This window comes from Azospirillum formosense, assembly GCF_013340925.1.
Lineage (GTDB): Bacteria > Pseudomonadota > Alphaproteobacteria > Azospirillales > Azospirillaceae > Azospirillum > Azospirillum formosense.
This window is the reverse complement of the sequence record NZ_WHOR01000371.1, coordinates 1-4,468: the sequence shown is the minus strand read 5'-3', so window position 1 is coordinate 4,468 and position 4,468 is coordinate 1. Positions and strand designations below refer to the sequence as shown.

Annotated in this window: 4 protein-coding genes; 3 read left to right on the top strand and 1 reads right to left on the bottom strand. The window is 69.8% G+C overall.

Annotated elements, in window-relative coordinates; genetic code table 11:
• Positions 1-73: 73 nt before the first annotated feature.
• Positions 74-970, bottom strand: coding sequence for an HpcH/HpaI aldolase/citrate lyase family protein (locus GBZ26_RS27455; RefSeq protein ID WP_174441526.1), 897 nt, complete (start codon positions 968-970; stop codon positions 74-76).
• A 135-nt stretch (positions 971-1,105) separates the two neighbouring features.
• On the opposite strand from GBZ26_RS27455, the gene GBZ26_RS27450 reads away from it, so the two are divergent.
• The 3 genes from GBZ26_RS27450 to GBZ26_RS27440 all read left to right on the top strand — a co-directional run bounded on the left by GBZ26_RS27450 (position 1,106) and on the right by GBZ26_RS27440 (position 4,275).
• Positions 1,106-1,603, top strand: a complete 498-nt coding sequence (locus GBZ26_RS27450) for a MaoC family dehydratase (protein WP_174441525.1) — start codon at positions 1,106-1,108, stop codon at positions 1,601-1,603.
• Positions 1,604-1,669: 66 nt separating this feature from the next.
• Positions 1,670-3,076, top strand: a complete 1,407-nt coding sequence (locus GBZ26_RS27445) for an MmgE/PrpD family protein (RefSeq protein WP_174441524.1) — start codon at positions 1,670-1,672, stop codon at positions 3,074-3,076.
• Between the two features lie 23 nt (positions 3,077-3,099).
• Positions 3,100-4,275: an acyl-CoA dehydrogenase family protein gene (locus tag GBZ26_RS27440; RefSeq protein ID WP_174441523.1), complete on the top strand. Its 1,176-nt coding sequence runs from the start codon at positions 3,100-3,102 to the stop codon at positions 4,273-4,275.
• Positions 4,276-4,468 lie beyond the last annotated feature (193 nt).

Here is a 4,468-nt window from a genome sequence, read left to right as displayed (position 1 = left end):
GTACAAGAGACAGGGCTTGTAAGGGGCGGACAAGTGGCGGGGGCGCGGCGCGCGGGAACGGTCGATTCCTGGCCTACAGCATTCCGGCGCGGCGGGCCAATGCCAGGATTCGATGGGACCCCAGCACCAGGGGCCGCTCGACCAGCTTGCCGTCCAGCACGCAGACCCCGCCGCCGGCGGCCCCGAAGGCGGCGAGGACCCGCCCGGCGCGGAGGACCGCCTCCGGCGACGGGGTGTAGGCGTCGTGGATGGCGGCGATCTGCTTGGGATGGATGGCCGAGCGCGCGGTGAAGCCGTGCAGGACGCTGCGCGCCAGCTCCTGGCGGTAGCCCTCCTCGTCGTCCAGCGCGATCCACGGCATGTCCAGCGCGTCCAGCCCGAATCGGGCGGCGGCGTGGACGATCCGGGTGCGGGCCTGGACCAGCGGCTCCCAGGCCAGCGGCACGCGCAGCTCCGCCGACAGGTCGGCTCCGCCGAACATCAGGAAGGACAGGCGCGGCGAGGCCGCGGCGATCGCCATGACGTTCTCCAGCCCGTCGGCGCTCTCGATCAGCGCGCCGAGGGCGCCGGGCAGGCCGCGCTCGTCGAGAAGCCCGGCGGCCAGCCGGACGTCCTCGGCCCCGTCCACCTTCGGCAGCAGGACGCCCGCCCAGCGCGGCGCGGCGCCGTCCGGCAGATCCGTCAAGGCGAGGATGTCGAGCAGGCCGGTGCGGCTGCGCAGCGAATTGGTTCGAACGAAAATTGCCGGCCCGCCCGCATCGGCGTGTTCCCGAAGGAAGGCGCCGACGGCGGCGCGGGCGCTGTCCTTGTCGCCGGGGGCCACCGCGTCCTCCAGGTCGATGATGACCGCGTCGGCGCCGGCCCCCAGGGCCTTGGCGAAACGGTCCGGGCGGGCGCCGGGAACGAACAGGTAGGAGCGGCGGACCGGCGATTCCGGCGCCGTTGCCGGGGTTTGCGGATTGTTGGCCATGAAAACGCTTTCCAAGGGTGAGGGGGCGTGTTATTTGTACGTACAACATGCTATCACACGCGCTGAACATGTCACCTTGAAATGATCGGCGCCCCGCATTCACCCCTCCGATCCGCAGACAAGAGACTTCCGCCCATGCCCGATGTTCAGGAACCGCGGACCATCGTCGCCGACCTTGGCCGCTACCTTGAGGATTTCACCGTCGGCGATGTCTACGAGCACCGCCCCGGCCGGACCATCACCGAAGCGGACAACATCCAGTTCAGTCTGCTGACGATGAACCGCCACCCCATGCACTGCGACCACGCCTTCGCCGAGAAGTCGGAGTTCGGCAAGCCGCTCGTCAACAGCGGCCTGACCCTGGCCATCGTGCTGGGCATGACGGTGGACGACGTCTCCTACAAGTCGGTCGCCAACCTCGGCTGGAAGGAGATCAAGCTGGTCGCCCCGGTCTTCCCCGGCGACACGGTCTACGCGCGCTCCAAGGTGCTGGATGTCCGCGAATCCAGGAAGCGCCCGACCCAGGGCATCGTGACCACCTACACCGAGGGCTACAAGGCCGACGGCACGGTCTTCGTGACCTTCGAGCGGGCCAGCCTCGTCCCCAAGCGGGGCCACGGCATCGGCGACTGATCCGGACACTCTGAAAACACCTGTCCGAAACCACCGATGGCCTGAGAAGAACAAGAGGGAGGAACCATGCCCGCCACCGATCCGACCACCAATTCCATCGCCAACACGCTGGCGGCCTTCGTCGCCGACACCCCCGACGACGCCATCCCGGCGGAGGTCCGCACCCGCGCGCCGCATCACATGCTGGACGCCGTGGGCATCGCGCTCGCCTCGACGCGCTACGACTTCGCCCACAAGACCCTGACCGCCCTGCGCGGGCTGGCGGGGGAGGGGCCGGTGCCGGTGATCGGCATGCCCGCCTCGCTGCCCGCCCGCGACGCGGCGACGGTCAACGGGTTGCTCTGCCACGGCCTCGACTACGACGACACCCACATCGGCGGCGTCATCCACCCGACCGCCAGCGTGATGCCCGCCGTGCTGTCGGCGGCGGCGATGACCGGGGCGGACGGCCGTTCCGTGGTCACCGCCTACGTGCTGGGCGTCGAGGTGGCGGCCCGGCTCGGCGCGGTGGCGCGCGGCGGCTTCCATCAGGTGGGCTTCCACCCGACGGGCATGATCGGCGTGTTCGGCTGCGCCCTGGCCGCCGGCCGTCTCCTCGGCCTGACCCGCGCGCAGCTGGCCGCCGCGCAGGGCATCGCCCTGTCGATGGCGAGCGGCAGCCTGGAGTTCCTGGAGGACGGCGCCTGGAACAAGCGCCTGCATCCCGGCTGGGCGGCGGCGGCGGGCATCACCGCGGCGGCGCTGGCCCGCGAGGGCTTCACCGGCGTCACCCGCCCCTATGAAGGCCGCTTCGGCCTGTTCAACGCCTATCTCGGCAAGGAGGCCGGGCGCGCCGAGCTGGGCATCGCCACCGCCGGCCTCGGCGAGACGTGGGAGCTGATGGCGACGGCGATCAAGCCCTATCCGGCCTGCCACTTCACCCACGCCTGCGTGGACGCCGCCCTGGAGCTGCGCCGTGACGGCCTCGATCTCGCGCGCATCCGCCGCATCGAGGCGCTGGTGCCCGAGCAGGTGGTCAAGACCGTCTGCGAGCCGGAGGCCAACAAGAAGCGGCCCTCCAACTCCTACGACGCGCAGTTCAGCGTGCCCTTCCTGGTCGCCGCCGCGCTGGTGCGCGGTCGCCTGACCCTGGCGGAGCTGGAGAACGACGCGCTGGGCGACGCGGCCATCCTCGACATCGCGTCGAAGGTGTCCTACCGCCACGACCCGGACTCGCCCTTCCCCAAAGCCTATTCGGGCGAACTGGTCATCACGCTCGACGACGGGCGCGAGCTGCGCCACCGCGAGCACATCAACCGCGGAGCCGCCGACCGCCCGCTGTCCAACGCCGAGATCGTGGACAAGTACCGCGGCAACGCTGCCATGGCCGTGAACGAGACCGCCGCGGCGCGCATCGCCGACGCCGTCCTCGGCCTCGACGCCAGCCCGCGCGCGGCGGATTCGCTGTCCGTGCTGTCGCCGTCCGTCCGCTGACCATTCAATCCGGGAATCACGCCATGAGCGACACCAACACCATGACCGACGCGGAACGCGACGAGCAGGAGCGCCTGATCCTCGACAGCGTGGACCGCTTCCTCGACCGCCACGTCCGGCCGGTCGCCCTGAAGCTGGAGCATGACGACGCCTACCCCGACGAGATCGTCGAGCGGATGAAGGAGCTGGGCCTCTTCGGGGCGACCATCCCCGAGGAGTATGGCGGGCTCGGCCTGCGCCCCTCCACCTACGCCAAGATGATCGAGCGCATCTCGTCGGTGTGGATGTCGCTGTCCGGCATCATCAATTCGCACCTCATCATGGCCTTCATCGTCACCAAGACGGGGACGGAGGAGCAGAAGGCCGCCTTCCTGCCGCGCTTCGCCACCGGCGAGCTGCGCGGCGGCCTCGCTCTGACCGAGCCGGACTGCGGCACCGACCTCCAGGCCATCCGCACGGTGGCCAAGCGCGACGGCGACGACTACGTCATCAACGGCTCCAAGACCTGGATCACCAACGGCATCCAGGGAAGCTGCTTCGCCCTGCTGGTCAAGACCGACCCGACGGCGCAGCCCCGCCACAAGGGCATGACGATGTTCCTGGCCGAGAAGGGGCCGGGCTTCAAGGTCAGCCGCAAGCTGGAGAAGCTGGGCTACAAGGGCATCGACTCCGCCGAGCTGGTCTTCGAGGACTACCGCGTCCCGGCCGACCGGCTGATCGGCGGGGTCGAGGGCCGCGGCATGGCCTGCGCCATCTCCGGCCTGGAGCTGGGCCGTGTCAACGTGGCGGCGCGCGGCGTCGGCGTCGCCCAGGCGGCGCTGGACGAATCCGTGAAGTACAGCCAGCAGCGCAAGACCTTCGGCAAGCCGATCCACGAGCATCAGGCCGTGGCTATGAAGCTGGCCGACATGGCGACCCGCGTCTCCGCGGCGCGGCTGCTGGTGCAGCAGGCGGCGAAGGCGCTCGACCGCGGCGAGCGCTGCGACTACGAGGCCGGCATGGCCAAGCTCTTCGCCTCCGAGGCGGCGGTGGAGAACTCCCTGGACGCCATGCGCATCCACGGCGGCTACGGCTATTCCAAGGAGTTCGTGGTGGAGCGGCTCTACCGCGACGCCCCCCTGCTGTGCATCGGCGAGGGCACCAACGAGATCCAGCGCATTATCATCGCCAAGCGGCTGATCGAGCAGAATCCGGTGTGAGGGTGGGTGGTCGCGTCGGGCCGGCACCCCCGCCCCCCCCCCCCCACGCCGGCGGCGGGGGGCCGACTGCCTTATACCCCTCTCTCTCACACGTCCACCCCCCCGGCACGTGCAAGCTGTGCTGGACACGTGTACAAAAATACTAGAAATACATCCGACGGACAGGATCACAGCTCGTAATAGCTAAGCGGAT